General features: G+C 66.2%; 14 protein-coding genes. 6 read left to right on the top strand and 8 right to left on the bottom strand.

Annotated features, from left to right (window positions below; translation table 11 throughout):
* Window positions 1–15: 15 nt before the first annotated feature.
* Complete coding sequence (locus ACUDTM_RS12620; RefSeq protein WP_072168766.1) at window positions 16–603, top strand: sce7726 family protein; 588 nt, start codon at window positions 16–18, stop codon at window positions 601–603.
* On the opposite strand, the gene ACUDTM_RS12615 is transcribed toward ACUDTM_RS12620, so the two are convergent.
* A complete protein-coding gene (locus tag ACUDTM_RS12615) occupies window positions 551–1633 on the bottom strand; it encodes a beta family protein (RefSeq protein WP_072168765.1) in 1083 nt (360 codons plus the stop codon). The genes ACUDTM_RS12620 and ACUDTM_RS12615 overlap by 53 nt on opposite strands.
* A 207-nt stretch (window positions 1634–1840) precedes the next feature.
* On the opposite strand from ACUDTM_RS12615, the gene ACUDTM_RS12610 reads away from it, so the two are divergent.
* On the top strand, window positions 1841–2947 hold the full coding sequence (locus tag ACUDTM_RS12610; protein WP_445391346.1) for a glycerophosphodiester phosphodiesterase: 1107 nt from the start codon (window positions 1841–1843) through the stop codon (window positions 2945–2947).
* A gap of 93 nt (window positions 2948–3040) precedes the next feature.
* On the opposite strand, the gene ACUDTM_RS12605 is transcribed toward ACUDTM_RS12610, so the two are convergent.
* Both ACUDTM_RS12605 and ACUDTM_RS12600 read right to left on the bottom strand, forming a co-directional pair.
* Window positions 3041–3811 (bottom strand): rhomboid family intramembrane serine protease, encoded by a 771-nt coding sequence (locus tag ACUDTM_RS12605; protein WP_065179045.1) that lies wholly within the window; start codon window positions 3809–3811, stop codon window positions 3041–3043.
* A 106-nt stretch (window positions 3812–3917) separates the two neighbouring features.
* Window positions 3918–4880: a TerC family protein gene (locus tag ACUDTM_RS12600; protein WP_010487446.1), complete on the bottom strand. Its 963-nt coding sequence runs from the start codon at window positions 4878–4880 to the stop codon at window positions 3918–3920.
* 302 nt (window positions 4881–5182) lie between these two features.
* Between ACUDTM_RS12600 and ACUDTM_RS12595 the strand changes: the two genes are divergently transcribed.
* Window positions 5183–6352, top strand: a complete 1170-nt coding sequence (locus tag ACUDTM_RS12595; RefSeq protein ID WP_072168763.1) for a class I SAM-dependent rRNA methyltransferase — start codon at window positions 5183–5185, stop codon at window positions 6350–6352.
* Window positions 6353–6530: 178 nt separating this feature from the next.
* Window positions 6531–7772: a dipeptidase gene (locus ACUDTM_RS12590; RefSeq protein WP_088496509.1), complete on the top strand. Its 1242-nt coding sequence runs from the start codon at window positions 6531–6533 to the stop codon at window positions 7770–7772.
* Window positions 7773–7865: 93 nt separating this feature from the next.
* On the opposite strand, the gene ACUDTM_RS12585 is transcribed toward ACUDTM_RS12590, so the two are convergent.
* The 4 genes from ACUDTM_RS12585 to ACUDTM_RS12570 form a co-directional block, all read right to left on the bottom strand.
* Complete coding sequence (locus ACUDTM_RS12585) at window positions 7866–9293, bottom strand: amino acid permease (protein WP_088496510.1); 1428 nt, start codon at window positions 9291–9293, stop codon at window positions 7866–7868.
* A gap of 205 nt (window positions 9294–9498) precedes the next feature.
* A complete protein-coding gene (locus tag ACUDTM_RS12580; RefSeq protein ID WP_088496511.1) occupies window positions 9499–9918 on the bottom strand; it encodes a hypothetical protein in 420 nt (139 codons plus the stop codon).
* Window positions 9915–10544, bottom strand: a complete 630-nt coding sequence (gene leuE / locus ACUDTM_RS12575) for a leucine efflux protein LeuE (protein ID WP_005411716.1) — start codon at window positions 10542–10544, stop codon at window positions 9915–9917. Before leuE ends, ACUDTM_RS12580 begins: the two co-directional genes overlap by 4 nt.
* Before the next feature lie 14 nt (window positions 10545–10558).
* Complete coding sequence (locus ACUDTM_RS12570; protein ID WP_080376955.1) at window positions 10559–11530, bottom strand: LysR family transcriptional regulator; 972 nt, start codon at window positions 11528–11530, stop codon at window positions 10559–10561.
* Window positions 11531–11621: 91 nt separating this feature from the next.
* On the opposite strand from ACUDTM_RS12570, the gene ACUDTM_RS12565 reads away from it, so the two are divergent.
* Window positions 11622–12629 carry a zinc-binding alcohol dehydrogenase family protein gene (locus ACUDTM_RS12565; RefSeq protein ID WP_065186609.1) on the top strand — a complete coding sequence of 336 codons (1008 nt, stop codon included), beginning with the start codon at window positions 11622–11624 and terminating at the stop codon, window positions 12627–12629.
* A 161-nt stretch (window positions 12630–12790) separates the two neighbouring features.
* Here ACUDTM_RS12565 and ACUDTM_RS12560 read toward each other — a convergent pair whose 3' ends face one another.
* On the bottom strand, window positions 12791–13396 hold the full coding sequence (locus tag ACUDTM_RS12560; protein WP_072168761.1) for a glutathione S-transferase family protein: 606 nt from the start codon (window positions 13394–13396) through the stop codon (window positions 12791–12793).
* Between the two features lie 45 nt (window positions 13397–13441).
* On the opposite strand from ACUDTM_RS12560, the gene rmuC reads away from it, so the two are divergent.
* Window positions 13442–14998 (top strand): DNA recombination protein RmuC, encoded by a 1557-nt coding sequence (gene rmuC, locus ACUDTM_RS12555; protein ID WP_088496512.1) that lies wholly within the window; start codon window positions 13442–13444, stop codon window positions 14996–14998.
* The last annotated feature ends 45 nt before the right edge of the window (window positions 14999–15043 follow it).

Raw genomic sequence — 15043 nt, 5'->3', positions numbered from 1 at the left:
TGATATCATCCCGCCATGAACCCGATTACCGACAGTGACGTGCGATCAGCTCTGCTGGGCAAGGTCATTGCTGAGCATGTCGCAAATCCAAACACGCTTGTGGTGGAGGAAATGGGGCTTGCGCGCGGCGCCTGCCGTGTCGATGTATGTGTCATCAATGGCCACCTGCACGGCTACGAGATCAAGAGTGATGTCGACACGCTGCGGAGACTCCCGTTGCAGCAGCAGTTCTACTCCGATGTCCTCGACAAGGCGACGATCGTGGTGGGTCAGCGCCACCTGGACCATGCATTGGAGACGTTGCCTGCTTGGTGGGGGATCAGGCTGGCATCACGTGGAGCGCGCAACGCAGTGAGGCTAGAACTAGTGCGGCCTGCAAAACTCAATCCATCAGTGAGCGCGACGGCCGTCGCAGCACTGCTCTGGCGCGATGAAATTTCTGCTCTGATCGGCAGGCGGACGCCGGAAAGATCAGCGCTGCGCGGCAACCGCGCAGCGCTATGTGAACGTCTGTCGGAGCTCTACAGTCTTGCGGAAATCCGTGCGCTGGTCAGGGAACAGTTGAAGCGCCGGTCAGACTGGCGAGGTCGCGAACAACCTTAGTCATATGGTGGTTGGTCGCCACCGTTGGCCAGGTCGAGCTTCCCCCGGTACTGGTGACACTGTTTGCGCAGTCTTCGATGTACGCATCGCCCCAGCTGTAGCCGCGCCCCATGAAGACCACCGGCAGATCGGAGACCAGGTGCCTGCACAGATCACGGTACTGGTCGCGGCCATTGCGCTTGATCTGGGTACCCACAACAATCCGCCACTGATCATCGATCGTGTACTTGATCTTGGCGTTGGGGTCGAACAGGCGCGGATCCATCAGTTCCGTCTGCGGGGAAGCGCAGCCATAGTCACCAAACCACGGCATCCGTCCAGAATGCATGCCGGCTAGCCGCGTGTACGCGCGCCATTCCCGGCGATTCACATCGCCATGTGGGCGATAGCTCGAAGAGGGGCTCAGACTGGCAGGAAAACTGCCTCCTACGATGGTGATTGATCTCCAGTCGGCCAGATCCGGAACCGCCGCAATCCATGCCTGCCAAGTCGATGCCTGCAGCGTGGGTGAGTCGGCGACGTCGGCCGAGCTGTCGAGGATCAGATCCACCTGACCAGATACCACTCCCAACAGTCTCAGCAGCCCGGAGATCCGAGCAAGGCGTCCTCCTTCAAGATCATCCGGTACGAGCCGCAATCCGCAGCCACGATCATCGCGTGCGACAATGCGTGCCACCGCCTGTTGGTAATCGACGTGCCGGTCAATGCCGGTAACGGGAATGGCCTGGCATCCCGCGGTGCGAATGAGGTCGAAGATCCGCTCCAGATGATGCTGGCCGTCCGCCATGGTGTCGTCCCCAGCAAGATAGGGCGAATCAAACAGGCAGCGGCGCGACTTCCAGTTACTGCTCAGACGTCTGCCCACATTCTTCAGGTGGTCATCGAGTGACTTGGCCGGCGCATCGTTCTCGAAGTCCCACTGCTCGATAGGGATCTCGAACAGAGGATAGATCCCATCCTTGATTCCTTCGTTGGTACGACCCACCGCGAGATACTCACCCTGTCGCCATTTGAGGATCGGCATGTACATCGGTTGTTCCATGATCTGCCCCTGACAACCCGCTTTTGGTCATTCGAGGCTAGTCGCGGGCCTTACAGCGCTTCAATCAGAATTGTTTGAAGAGTGGCGGCGGTCAGATCGGAGCCCCTGCCGGCATCCGCTCCCCCCCCCTTCCCCCACCTGTCATATTGCCGCCGCATACTGACAGCCATCACATACCGCTTGGGGGAAGTCGCAGTGAAGTCGTGGGGTTGTGCGTTGCTGTTGTCGCTGGCCGTGGCACCATCGGTGGCCATGAGTGCTGAATCCTCCGCCCCGGCCGCACCCAAGGTGTCGGTCTACGGCCATCGCGGGGCAAGCGCACTGCTGCCCGAGCACACCCTGGCGTCGTACGCGCAGGCGATCGCCGATGGCGCCGACTACATCGAACCGGACCTGGTGATGACCAGGGACGGGGTGATGGTGGCCCGCCACGAGAACGAGATCGGCGGCACCACCGACGTCGCTTCGCATCCAGAGTTCGCCAGCCGCCGCACCAGCAAGGTGATCGATGGTCAGAAGGTCGACGGCTGGTTCACCGAAGACTTCACCCTGGCCGAGCTGAAGACCCTCTATGCGCGCGAGCGCCTGCCGGAACTGCGCAGCACCGCCTACGACGGGCAGTTCCGCATCGCCAGCCTGGACGAGATCCTGGCCTTCCTGGTGCAGCAGGCCGGGCGTGCCAACCGCGGCATCGGCCTGGTGCCGGAGATCAAGCACCCGACCTACTTCCAGTCCATCGGCCTGCCGATGGAAGACAAGCTGCTGGCCGCACTGCGTGGCAACGCGTACACCAATGTCGGGCCGGTCACGATCCAGTCGTTCGAGACCGCCAACCTGCGCTACCTGCGCGGCAGGATCGGCCGGGGCAGCAACATCCGGCTGCTGCAGCTGCTGTGGAAGGGCGATACCCAGCCGGCTGACATCGTCAAGGCCGGCGGCGCGCTGACCTATGCGCAGATGATGACCCCGGCCGGCCTGAAGGACATTGCCGGCTACGCCGATGGTATCGGCCCCGAGCTGCGTTCGATCATTCCACTGGATGCCAAGGGGGCGCTGGGCACGCCGACCTCGCTGGTACGTGACGCGCACGCCGCTGGCCTGATGGTGATTCCGTACACCTTCCGCCCGGAAAACCACTTCCAGCCCAGCAACCTGCGCAAGGGTGCCGACAGCGCGCGCAATGCCGAGGGATCGATTGCCGAGATGCGGGCTTACCTGGCGACGGGCATCGATGCGTTCTTCACCGATGACCCGGCGCTCGGCCGGCAGGCGGTGGATGGGATGGGCGCGGCAGGGAACTGATTCTCCTGGTAGTGCCGGCCGCTGGCCGGCAACGCAAGGACTGCCAACGAAGGTTCATGAGGTTGCCGGCCAGCGGCCGGTACCACCCTCACCTCAACCGCGCGGTTCGTCCGGGCGGCGGAACGGGATCACCACGTAGTCCTGGCCCTCGCGCGGCTGCCACAGTACCGGCACGCGCTGCGGTGACGGCGGCTCCAGTTCGTCGTCGGACAGCGGCTCAGCCTCGTCTTCTTCGTCTTCCCAGCTGTAGCGCTGGCGCGGCGGCAGTGGGTCGGCGTTGCGGAACAGCAGCGCGGCGATGATGCCGGCGAAGGCGCCGCCCATGTGCGACTGCCAGGACACACCATCGGCGTGCGGCAGGATGGTCATCAGCATGCCGCCGTAGAACAGCATGCCGATCAGACCGGTGGCGATCGCCGCACGGTCGCGGCGCAGCAGGCCGAGGCTGGCCAGCAGGAACATCAGGCCGTGGGTCACGCCACTGGCACCCAGGTGCACGCTGCCCGGATTGCCCAGCATCCATGCGCCGAGGCCCGAACCCAGCCACAGCAGGGGCAGCGCACGTACGGTGGCCTTCGGATACACGCTGCCGGCGAGGGTGCCGAGGATCAGGATCGCGATGCTGTTGGCGGCGATGTGCTCGACCGAGGCATGCAGCATCGGGCCGCCGATCAGGCCGAGCAGGCCCTTGGCTTCCAGCGGTGCGACCGCCCACGGTCGCCAGTCGAACGTGCCCTGCAGGGCGAACACGGCCACCAGCACCAGCACGGCGGCCAGGCTGACATTGAACGCCCGCAGGATGCGCGAGCGATCATTGCGGGGGGCCGGCACGTCGTCGGCGGGCAGGGGCGCGTTGTTGTCCATACCTCAGCAATGGCGGTGACTGGCGCGAAACCAAGGCCACCGTAACGGGAGAGTGGAGGCGGCCGGCGGGACAATCCCACCGGCCGCACCGTTCAACGGGTCAGGCTCAGGCCTGGCCTTCGCCTTCCTTCGGCGGGTACTTCAGGCTCAGCACCACGGTGGCGGCGATGATCACCGCGACCACGCCCAGCGAGACCGGGGTCGGGATCTTGAACAGATCGATGATCATCATCTTGATGCCGATGAAGCCCAGTACCAGCGCCAGGCCGTACGGCAGCAGGTGGAAGCGGTCGGCCATGCCGGCCAGCAGGAAGAACATCGCGCGCAGGCCCAGCACCGCGAACACGTTGGAGGTGAGCACGATGAACGGGTCGGTGGTGATCGCGAAGATTGCCGGGATGCTGTCCACGGCGAAGATCACGTCGGTGACCGCAATCAGGATCAGCACCGCGAACAGCGGGGTGAACCAGCGCACGCCATCACGCTTCACGCTCAGCGCGTTGCCGGCGTAGTCCGGCAGCAGGCGCAGGTGCTTGCGCATCCAGCGCAGGGCCGGATTGGTCTCCAGGTCCGGCTCCTGGCCGGCGGCGAACCACATCTTCCAGCCGGTGAACAGCAGGAAGGCGCCGAACACGTAGAGCAGCCAATGGAACTGGCTGATCAGCACGCTACCGGCGAAGATCATGATCGTACGCAGCACGATCGCACCCAGGATGCCGATGATCAGCACCTTCTGGCGCTGCTCTTCCGGCACCGCGAAGTAGCTCATGATCATCAGGAAGACAAAGATGTTGTCGACCGCCAGCGCCTTCTCGACCAGGTAGCCGGTCAGGAACTCGAGGCCGACCTTGTTGGCCACGACCTGGCCGGCGGTCTCATTCAGGTAGTACCAGAGGCCGGCGTTGAACAGCAGGGCCAGCGCGACCCAGCCGATGGACCACCACAGGGCCTCCTTGAAGGTGACCTTGTGCGGTCCACCATGGCGCATCAACACGAGGTCGACCAGCAGGGCGATGACCACCACCGCTGCGAAGCCGCCCCACAACCACACGTTACCGATCGTCTGCATTGGGAATGTCCGTTGGAAAGATGAATGCCAGGCCGGACGGCGAGGATCTGCAACGGAGGATCGGGAGGGGATCCAGGGACAGAGCTTCGCCAGTACGGCGAAGGTCTCGCTCGCAGTTCCAGTCGGCCGGAACTACCGTTGCACCGGAGCCTGCGGGCTCGAAATGACGGCGACAACGTCTGGGAGCTACTCCCCTTCTGGCGCCGATTCTGCCGTCTGGCCCCGCCGCCGTCAAATGCCGGTTTGCCGGGGTCAGAGCCCCTGCGGGGATCCGACCCCGGCGCCCGGTTTACAATGGGTGGATGAATACCCCCCTTCCGATTGTCCGCCTCAAGAATGCGTGGCGCTCCAGCCACCCGTGGATCTTCCAGAAACTGGTCGAGAAGCCGACCGTCCGGCCCAAGCCCGGTTCCATCGTCGACGTGGTCGGCATCGATGGCGAGTTCATTGGCCGCGGGTTCTACAACGGGCACTCGCGCATTGCCGTGCGCATCCTTGAAACCGACCAGAACGTACCGGTGGATGCCGGCTGGTTCTCGCGCAAGATCGCCCAGGCAGTGTCGCTGCGCCGTGAGGTGCTGAAGCTCGATACGGTGTCCGATGCCTGGCGCGTCGTGCACAGTGAAGGCGACGGCCTGTCCGGCCTGGTGGTGGACCGCTACGGCGACCTCGTGGTGGTCGAGTTCTTCGCCGCCGGCATGTTCCGCCACCGCGAATGGATCTACGATGCGCTGCGCGAGCAGTTCCCCGGCTGCCGCTTCCACAGCTTCGCCGACGAGCACGTGCAGAAGCAGGAAAGCTTCGACTTCCACGGCAACACCACCACCGAAGCGTCGGTGATCACCGAGTACGGCATCAAGTTCCGCGCCGACCCGGCCGGTGCGCACAAGACCGGTTTCTTCGCCGACCAGCGCGAGAACCGCGAGTGGCTGAGCCAGCAGGTGGAAGGCAAGAGCGTGCTCGACCTGTGCTGCAACACCGGCGGTTTTGCCGTGTACGCGGCGGCGCGTGGTGCTTCGGAAGTGATCGGCATCGACATCGACGAGGACGTGATCCAGATCGCCAAGGGCAATTCGCGCCTGAACAACGTGCGTCCGAAGTTCATCCAGTCCGACATCTTCCCGTGGCTGCGCGACGCCGCCAACCGTGGCGAGCAGTACGACGTGGTGATCCTGGACCCGGCGAAGATGACCCGCGACCGCGACCAGGTCATCACCGCGCTGAAGAAGTACCTGGACATGAACAAGCTGGCGCTGGGCGTGGTCAAGCCGGGCGGCCTGTTCGCCACCTTCTCCTGCACCGGCCTGGTGGCCGAGGACCAGTTCCTCGACATGCTGCGCCGTGCGGCCTATTTCTCCGGCCGCACGATCCAGATCCTGAAGGTGGCCGGCGCTGGTCCGGACCATCCGTTCATGGCCCACGTGCAGGAATCGCGTTACCTCAAGGCCGTGTTCTGCCGCGTGGTGGATTGACGGTCGGCTTCTGCGTTCGCCGGGCATGAATCATGTCCACTGCCCGGCGGTCAGCTTTCCGCGCATTGCGATGCGTTCGTGAAAACGGCGCCCCGCTGTTCAGGGGGCGTGGCCCGGCGCTACCCAATGCGCGGCCACGGCGCTATGGTCGGGCTCTTCCCCATGCCGGTGAGAGCCCATGCCTTCGTTGCGCCACCTGTCCGTCGTGCTCGCCCTGGCGCTGTGCGCGCCGCTGTCCGTCCACGCCATCGAGTTCAGCGCGCAGGAGCTGGCCCGCGCCAAGGCGCTGCAGCAGCGCCTGGTCACCCTCGACAGCCACCTGGATACGCCGGCCAACTTTGGTCGCAGCGGTTTCGACATCGAGCAACGCCACGACCGCAACGCCCTTTCGCAGGTGGATTATCCACGCATGGTCGAAGGCGCGCTGGACGGCGGCTTCTGGGCGATCTACACCGATCAGGGCGACCGCAGCGCCGCCGCGCATCTGGCCGAGCGTGACCATGGGCTGCAGCGATTGATGCAGATCCGCGAGATGCTGGCGGCCAATCCCGAGCGCTTCGCGCTGGCGCTGACCGCCGATGACGCAGCGCGGATCAAGGCTGCCGGCAAGCGCGTGGTCTACATCAGCATGGAAAACGCCAGCCCGCTGGTGGCCGACCCCAGCCTGCTGTCGTTCTATCACCGCGCCGGCCTGCGCCTGCTCAGCACCGTGCACTTCGCCAACAACGAGTTCGCCGATTCGGCCACCGATCCCAAGGGCGCGGAATGGAAAGGGCTTAGCCCGGCCGGCAAGGAGCTGGTGCGGCAGGCGGTGAAGCTGGGCATCGTGATCGACCAGTCACACGCCTCGGACGCGGTGTTCGACGACCTGCTGGCAATGATGCCGGTGCCGTTCGTGCTGTCGCACAGCTCGGCCAAGGCGGTCTATGACCATCCGCGCAATCTCGACGATGCGCGCCTGCGCAAACTGGCCAAGGCCGGTGGCGTGATCCAGGTGAACGCCTATGGCGGCTACCTGATCGATACGGCGAAGACACCCGAGCGCAAGCAGGCCGAGGAAGCGCTGAGCAAGCAGCTGGGCGGCTGGGAAGGCATGGGCATCGAACAGGGTGTTGCGCTGCTGAAGGCCGAGCAGGCGCTGGACCACGAGCACCCGGTGCGCCACGCCAGCCTGGACGACTTCTTCGCCCACTTCGAGCACATCCTCACGGTGGTCGGCCCGGAACATGTGGGCATCGGCCTGGACTGGGATGGTGGTGGCGGACTGAGTGACCTGCCCGATGTCAGCCAGCTGCCGAAGATCACCGCGTGGCTGCTGCGCAAGGGCTATACCGAGAAGCAGATTGCCGGCATCTGGGGCGGCAACCTGCTGCGGGTGATGCGCCAGGCGCAGGATTACGCCGCAAAGCAGGGCGGTTGAAGCGCCCTGCGGTAGTGCCGGCCGCTGGCCGGCATTGCTCGTATCGACAGGATGCGAGGTGCCGGCCAGCGGCCGGCACTACCGGCGAGCCGGTTACTTCGCGATCAGTGCGTGGCGGCGGCTGTACAGGAAGTACAACACCAGGCCGGCCACGTTCCACAGCAGGAAGTACAGCTGAGTGGTGTGCGGCAGGCTGATGAACAGGTAGATGCAGCCCAGTGCAGCCAGCGGGCCGACCACGAAAGCCAGCGGCGTGCGGAAGGTGCGCTCGCGGTTCGGCTCGCGCAGGCGCAGCACCACCAGGCAGACACCCACCGCAGTGAACGCGGCAAGGGTACCGGCGTTGGCCAGTGCGGCGATCTCGTCCAGGCGCGCCACGCCGGCCAGCGCCGACACCACGACCGCAGTGAACAACGTGGTCGCCACCGGCGTGCCGGTACGTGCGTTGACCTTGGACAGGCCACGCGGCAGCAGGCCATCGCGGCTCATCACGAAGAAGATGCGGCTCTGGCCGTACAGGAAGGCCAGCAGCACGGTCGGCAGGGCGATGATCGCGATCACGCCGATCACCATTGCCGCGGTCGGATGGCCCAGCTGGCGCATGATCAGCGCCAGCGGCTCGGCGCTGTGGCCGAACACCGCGTAGCTCATCGCACCGACGGCCGCCAGCGCCACCAGCACGTAGACGATGGTGCAGCCGATCATCGAACCGATGATGCCGATCGACAGGTCGCGGCCCGGGTTCTTGGTCTCCTCGGCGGCGGTGGAGATTGCATCGAAGCCGTAGAAGGCGAAGAAGATGATCGCTGCCGCCGCCATCACGCCGTGCTCGACGCCATCGGGGCCCATCGACTTGGCAAAGCCGTACGGCATGAACGGCTGCAGGTTGGCGCTGTCGAAGGCGGGCAGGGCTACGGCGACGAAGATGGCCAGCGCGATCAGCTTGAACACCACCAGGATGGCATTGAGGGTGGCGCTCTCCTTGGTGCCGGCCATCAGCATGCCGGCCACCAGCCAGGTGATGATGATCGCCGGCAGGTTGATCATTCCGCCTTCCACATGCGGGCCGGCGGCCAGCCAGGCCGGCAGGTGTACGTTCCAGCCGAACTGGGTGTGGACCCATTCGAGGAAGCCGACGAAGTAGCCGGACCAGCCCACCGCCACCGTGCTCACCACCAGCGAGTACTCCAGGATCAGGCTCCAGCCCACCACCCAGGCGAACACCTCGCCCAGCGCACTGTAGCTGTAGGTGTAGGCGCTGCCGGCGGCCGGCATCATCGTCGACAGCTCGGCGTAGGACAGCGCCGCGCAGGCGCAGACCGCACCGGCGATGGCGAAGGAGATCAGCACGGCCGGGCCGGCCAGGTTTGCACCCACGCCGATCAGCGTGTAGATGCCGGTACCGACGATGGCACCGATGCCCAGCGCGATCAGGTGCGGCCAGCTGAGCGTCGGAACCAGGCGCCTGCCGGCTTCGTGGACGGTGACGGAATCTAGGGACTTGCGCCGGAACAGGGACATGCAGGCCTCGGAAGGGGTGACTAAGAACGACAAGTTCCCGAGTGTGACCGAACGCAGCGCAGCATTACCACTGACGGGGGTCATACCCGGGTTGGATGCGTCACTGATGGAGGCTGAACGCCGTCAATGATGACGAAATCAGCACAATCTGAGCAACAAATCGAACTCGTCCTACGATCGTCCAGCTGGCAGGGCAAACCGAGGGTCAGGGTGATCGCGGCCAATGGCAGCCATCCTCCTGCCAAGCTTCGGGGTCGTCGTGGAAGGTTGTGCTGTGGCCGTCGCGGGCGCGTTCGTAACGCAGATCCAGCACCAGCGCGCCCTGAGTGCTCAACAGGTAGCGGCCGTTGAGGCGGCCATCGATGCGCTCTTCCCAGACGCTGTCAAACTGGTACGGGCGATCTTCGGCCAGCACCGTGGTTTCCATCGAGATCCGGCGCAGGGGCAGGCGCTTGCGCTGGCCGGCGTAGCGCACGTCGGACTGTCCGTCCTCCAGCCAGCGCCATTCCAGGTGGATGCTGCCGTTGCGACCGCCGGTCAGGCAACGATGGTCCTGTACGGTGGCGCCAGAGGCGGTGCCGGCGAACAGCAGGGCCAGGCCGAGCAGCGGCAGCCGCCCGTTCATCCGTTCAGCCCCAACCGGATGCCAAACCCCACCAGGAACAGGCCGGCCACGCGGCGCAGCGCGTCGCTGATCCGCGGGTGCTGGATCAACCGGCGACGGGCCAGGTTGCCCACACCGATCAGCATCGAGCAGTAGGCGATGCTGACCACCAGGATGATCCCGGCCAGTGCCGCGAAGGTGGCGATGCCCTGGTGTGCCTTGGGATCGATGAACAACGGCAGGAAGGCCATGTAGAACAGGATCGCCTTCGGGTTGAGCAGGCTGACCAGGATCGCCTGCTGGAAGTAGCGGCCCGGCTGCATGCGGATCGGGCCGGCGTCACCACCCTCGTGTTTCGGTGTGCGCAGCAGGCTGATGCCGACCCACACCAGGTAGGCCGCACCCAGGTACTGCACGGCGTGGAACACCAGTGGGTTGGCCTTCAGCAGTGCGGCCACACCGGCCAGCGCCAGCCACATCAGGATCTGGTCGCCGACCAGCAGGCCGGCCAGTGCGGTGTAACCGCCGCGCACGCCACCACGGCCGGTGGCGGTCAGCAGGGTGAAGGTACCGGGGCCGGGCAGGGCGAGAAACACCAGCACGGCGACCAGAAACGTCCACAGGTCCTGGATGCCCATCCACGGCATGGCGGCGTTCTCTCTTACGGGGGGCCGCCATTGTCGGCCAGCGCCGGGACTGGCGACAGGGGGCCGGCAGGACCCTCGGGCATGCCAGACAGCAGAGGTTGCAGGTGCTGGCGCAGCTGCGCGTGCAGCTGCCGCACCGCCGGCGAGAACTGTTTGCGGTGCGGGCAGACCAGCTGCAACGGTATGTGGCTGCCGATGCCGTCGAGCAGCAGCTGCAGGCGCCCTGCGAGCACATCCTCGCGCAGGTCCAGCCAGGATTTGTAGGTGATGCCTTCGCCGGCCACCGCCCAGCGCCGCACCACATCGGCGTCATCGCAGACCAGCGGGCCGCGCACCGGAATCACGCTGCGGCGCCCGTCGACCTCGAACGACCAGCGATCATAGGCGCGGCCACTGAGCTGGTAGACCAGGCAATCATGCTCGCGCAGATCTTCCAGGCGGGTGGGCGTGCCGCGCCGCTGCAGATAGTCGGGTGACGCCGCGAGTACGCGCCGATTGCCTTCCAGCAGGGGCAGGGCGACGTAGTTGGCGTCGTCGAAGTGGCCGATGCGGATGGCCACGTCGACCGGGTCGCGGAACACGTCGGCCACTTCGTCGGACAGGCGCAGGTGCAGGCGCAGCCGGGGGTGCGCGGCGCGAAAGGCGCTCAGCCAGGGCAGCAGCAGATTTCGACCGAAGTCCGACGGCGCCGACAGCTGCAGGGTGCCGTGCAGTTCGGTGTCTTCGCCCTGCACGCGCGCCTGGCCCTCGCGCAGGGTGGCCAGCACCTCCTGCGCATACGGCAGGTACAGCGCCCCCTCGCCGGTCAGGCGCAGGCTGCGCGTGGTGCGCACGAACAGGCGCAGGTCCAGCTCGCGTTCCAGCCGCGCCACCGCCGCAGCAACCTGCCCCGGCAGCAGGTCGGCTTCGCGGGCCGCCTGCGAGAAGCTGCCCAGTGCGGCAGTACGGACGAACAGCTGCAGATCGTCGAAGCGGATCATCTTCATCGCCAGAGTGAAAGTGCTGCCCGATTCTGCGCCTTTCCGAGGGACCGCGTGCGGCGCAACCTGTCGCCTCCTTCCCCACTGGACCGCTGCCATGCGCGCCATTGCCTACACCCAAGCCGGCCTGCCGATCGATGATGCCCAGGCCCTGATCGATATTGAACTGGAACTGCCGCAGCCCGGCCCGCGTGACCTGCGGGTGGCGGTACGCGCGGTGGCGGTGAACCCGGTCGACACCAAGGTCCGCCGCGGCGTGGCCACCGATGGCCCGCGCGTGCTGGGCTGGGATGCGGTCGGCATTGTTGATGCGGTGGGCAGCGAGGTGACCCTGTTCCAGCCCGGCGACGCGGTCTACTACGCCGGCGTCATCGACCGCCCGGGCAGCAATGCGCAGTACCAGCTGGTGGATGAGCGCAGCGTCGGGCGCAAGCCGGCCAGTCTCGACGATGCCGCCGCCGCAGCGTTGCCACTGACTGCAATCACCGCCTGGGAGCTGCTGTTCGACCGCCTGCGCATCCCGGAGGGTGGTGGCGAAGGCCAGACCCTGCTGGTGATCGGTGCTGCCGGTGGTGTCGGTTCGATCCTGGTGCAGCTGGCACGGAAGCTGACCAGGCTGACCGTGATCGGCACCGCCTCGCGCCCGGATACCCAGGACTGGACGTACGCAATGGGGGCACACCACGTGATCGACCACAGCCTGCCGCTGGCCGAGGGACTGGCGCGGCTCGGCATCAGCGAGGTGCAGCATGTCGCCAGCCTGACCCACTCCGACCAGTACTACGCGCAGATCGTGGAACTGCTGGCACCGCAGGGCCAACTGGGGCTGATCGATGACCCGGGCCAGGTGGACGTGATGGCGCTCAAGCGCAAGGCGCTGTCACTGCATTGGGAGTCGATGTTCACCCGGCCGCTGTACCGCACCGCCGACATGCAGCGCCAGCACGACCTGTTGAACCGTGTGGCCGAGCTGATCGACACGGGCGTGCTGCAGACCACCCTGGGCGAGCACTTCGGGCGCATCGACGCGGCCAACCTGCGGCGCGCCCACGCGCTGCTGGAAAGCCAGCGCGCCAAGGGCAAGATCGTGCTGGAAGGCTGGTAAGGCCCGGTTTTTCCTGTAGAGCCGAGCCCACGCTCGGCTGCCGTCAGCGCACGCCGCTCAGCCGAGCATGGGCTCGGCTCTACAGAGATTCATCCACGAATGGCATGGATCCACCGTGTCGACCCAGGTCGACACCTGCTAACAGCGGCCGGCACTTCCCCTCAGGCCACGCCGTTGTCGACGTGGGTGGCGAAACCGGGCTGCTCGCGCAGCCGTTCGAACCACGCCGAGAGGTGTGGCAGCACGGGCTTGTTGCCGGGCGTGCTGCGCCAGCGCTGGGCCGATAGCCCGAGCACGATGTCGGCCAGGGTGAAGGCGTTGCCCGTCACGTGGCAGTGGCCACCGGCCAATTGTGTGTCGAGTACGCCCATCAAGTGGTTCCACTGCGCCAGGCTGGCCTCGGCGCGGGCATCGTCCGGGTAGTCCGGGTGCCGCCGCACGCGCGCCATGAACACGTGCCGCCAGGCGCTGTTGAGGTCGCTGGCCTGCCAGTCCATCCACTGCTCGACCCGGGCGCGGCCCTGCGCCGTGCCGGGCAGCAGGTCATCACGGCCAGCACGTACGGCCAGGTAGCGGCAGATGCTGTTCGATTCCCACAGCACGAAGCCGCCATCGCGCAGGACCGGCACCTGCCGGTTCGGATTCAACGTGGCCAGCAGGTCCGCCGGTGGTTCTGGCTCGTGTTGGAGTGGCAGGTCGAGGCCGGCGCACAGCCACAGCACCTTGCGCACGTTGATGGAGGTCGGCTTTCCGTACAGAGCGAGCATGGTCCTGACGCAGCAGCTGAGACTCGGCCAGCCTACACTTGCCCCATGCAAACCGAATACCTGCTCATTGCCGGCCTTCTATTGGCCGTGCTCATCCTGCAGCTGGTCGCCCTGCTGCGCCGCCCGCCGCATGACCGCCTGGAACAGGCCGTGCGCGAGGAAGCGCGCGCCGGGCGCAGCGAACTGCGCGAACAGCTCGATGGCTTCGCCCGCGCGTTGACCGATCTGTCCACCCGCACCGATCAGCGCCTGGACCTGCTGCGCGAAGCGCTGGGCGAAGATGCCCGCAAAGCGCGCGCTGAAGTGGCCGATAGCCAGCAGCGCGGCGCAGCATTGATGGGGCAGCGGCTGCAGGAACTGCGCGGCCAACTGGAGACCTTCGGCCAGCAGCAGGAGGCACGCATCCATGCGTTTGGCCAGCAGCTGCAGGAGCTCACTGCGCGCACCGATACCCAGCTCGGGGCGCTGCGCCAGACCCTGGTGGACGATGCACGCAAGGGCCGCGAGGAGGGCGCGCTGTCGCAGCAGCGCCTGACCGACAGTCTGGGCCTGCGCCTGCAGGAACTGACACAGCGCAACGAGCAGCGCATCGCCGAGATGCGTGCCACGCTGGAGGAACAGCTGCGCGCGCTGCAGAACGACAACGCGCAGAAGCTGGAGCAGATGCGCCACACCGTGGACGAGAAGCTGCAGTCGACGCTGGAAACGCGATTGGGCAATTCCTTCAAGCTCGTCTCCGAGCGCCTGGAACAGGTGCAGCGTGGCCTCGGCGAGATGCAGCAGCTGGCCACCGGCGTGGGCGACCTCAAGCGCGTGCTGACCAACGTCAAGAACCGCGGCAGCTGGGGCGAAGTGCAGCTGGAGAACATCCTCGAGCAGACACTCACCCAGGAGCAGTACGCGCGTGCGGTGAGGGTGCGCCCGGATAGTGGCGAGATGGTCGATATCGCCGTGCGCCTGCCGGGCCGCAGCAGCGACGACACGCCGGTGTGGCTGCCGATCGACTCCAAGTTCCCGCGCGAGGACTACGAGCGCCTGCTGGACGCACAGGAACAGGGCGATGCCGAAGGCGTGCGCCTGCAGGGCATCCAGCTGGAGCGCGCGGTGCGCGTGCAGGCCAAGTCGATCTGCGACAAGTACATCGTGCCACCGCACACCACGGACTTCGCGGTGATGTTCCTGCCCACCGAAGGCCTGTATGCCGAGGTGATCCGGCGCCCGGGCCTGGTTGACCTGCTGCAGCGCGAGCACCGTGTGGTGGTGGCCGGACCGACCACGGTCACTGCGTTGCTCAACAGCCTGCAGATGGGCTTTCGCACGCTGGCCATTGAAAAGCGATCCAGCGAAGTGTGGAGCCTGCTGGGTGCGGTCAAGAGCGAGTTCGGCAAGTTCGCCGGCATCCTGGAAAAGGCCGAGAAGCAGATCACTACCGTTGGCCGCAGCATCGGCGAGGCCAGCCGCAAGACCCGCACCATCGAACGCCGCCTGCGTGGCGTGGAGTCGCTGGCGTCCGAACAGGCGCAGTCGCTGCTCGGCGACCTGGCCGAGGGTGATGCGGTGGCCGAGGAGGAAGGCAGTGACGGCGAGGGCGACGAGGCCTGAGCCACGCTGACACGCCGCCCGCATCGCCGATGGGTATGCTGGCGG

It is taken from the genome of Stenotrophomonas maltophilia group sp. vghtpe118 (assembly GCF_052605195.1).
This window is presented reverse-complemented; position numbering and strand designations above follow the sequence as displayed.

Bases quoted from the DNA above. Each gene is read 5' to 3' on its own strand.
- ACUDTM_RS12620 (WP_072168766.1), top strand. From the start codon at position 16: ATGAACCCGATTACCGACAGTGACGTGCGATCAGCTCTGCTGGGCAAG.
- ACUDTM_RS12615 (WP_072168765.1), bottom strand. From the start codon at position 1,633: ATGTACATGCCGATCCTCAAATGGCGACAGGGTGAGTATCTCGCGGTG.
- ACUDTM_RS12605 (WP_065179045.1), bottom strand. From the start codon at position 3,811: ATGGACAACAACGCGCCCCTGCCCGCCGACGACGTGCCGGCCCCCCGC.
- ACUDTM_RS12600 (WP_010487446.1), bottom strand. From the start codon at position 4,880: ATGCAGACGATCGGTAACGTGTGGTTGTGGGGCGGCTTCGCAGCGGTG.
- ACUDTM_RS12595 (WP_072168763.1), top strand. From the start codon at position 5,183: ATGAATACCCCCCTTCCGATTGTCCGCCTCAAGAATGCGTGGCGCTCC.
- ACUDTM_RS12590 (WP_088496509.1), top strand. From the start codon at position 6,531: ATGCCTTCGTTGCGCCACCTGTCCGTCGTGCTCGCCCTGGCGCTGTGC.
- ACUDTM_RS12585 (WP_088496510.1), bottom strand. From the start codon at position 9,293: ATGTCCCTGTTCCGGCGCAAGTCCCTAGATTCCGTCACCGTCCACGAA.
- ACUDTM_RS12580 (WP_088496511.1), bottom strand. From the start codon at position 9,918: ATGAACGGGCGGCTGCCGCTGCTCGGCCTGGCCCTGCTGTTCGCCGGC.
- leuE (WP_005411716.1), bottom strand. From the start codon at position 10,544: ATGCCGTGGATGGGCATCCAGGACCTGTGGACGTTTCTGGTCGCCGTG.
- ACUDTM_RS12570 (WP_080376955.1), bottom strand. From the start codon at position 11,530: ATGAAGATGATCCGCTTCGACGATCTGCAGCTGTTCGTCCGTACTGCC.
- ACUDTM_RS12565 (WP_065186609.1), top strand. From the start codon at position 11,622: ATGCGCGCCATTGCCTACACCCAAGCCGGCCTGCCGATCGATGATGCC.
- ACUDTM_RS12560 (WP_072168761.1), bottom strand. From the start codon at position 13,396: ATGCTCGCTCTGTACGGAAAGCCGACCTCCATCAACGTGCGCAAGGTG.
- rmuC (WP_088496512.1), top strand. From the start codon at position 13,442: ATGCAAACCGAATACCTGCTCATTGCCGGCCTTCTATTGGCCGTGCTC.